The organism is Staphylococcus pasteuri (assembly GCF_030547725.1).
GTDB lineage: Bacteria > Bacillota > Bacilli > Staphylococcales > Staphylococcaceae > Staphylococcus > Staphylococcus pasteuri.
Window position 1 is genome coordinate 1 of sequence record NZ_JAUOQO010000141.1, and the last position, 323, is coordinate 323.

Sequence of the window (323 nt, forward strand, 5' to 3'; positions counted from 1 at the left end):
GTGATTTATCGTTGTTTAGGTTTACCGCAATAACTACATCCGCTCCCATGGCTCGGCATAAAGAAACAGGCACTGGATTAACCACTGCTCCATCAACCAACCATTGGTCGTTTAATCGATAAGGCGCCATTAACCCGGGCATAGCACAAGATGAACGTACGGCGTCTCGCACGCTGCCTTTTTGTAGCCAAATCTCCTTACCAGATTCTAACTCTGTGGCTACTGCTCCAAAAGGAATATCTAGCTGCTCTATGCTGTCGCTACCAATGTATTGTTCGGCGGCATTAAACACTTTCTCACCAGTGAGTAATCCGCCTCTATAC

At 46.7% G+C, this 323-nt stretch carries 1 protein-coding gene; it reads right to left on the reverse strand.

Features of this window, described 5'->3' with window-relative positions; all coding sequences use genetic code 11:
• On the reverse strand, positions 1-323 hold a 323-nt coding region (locus Q4528_RS13155), incomplete at both ends, for a patatin-like phospholipase family protein (RefSeq protein ID WP_303521931.1).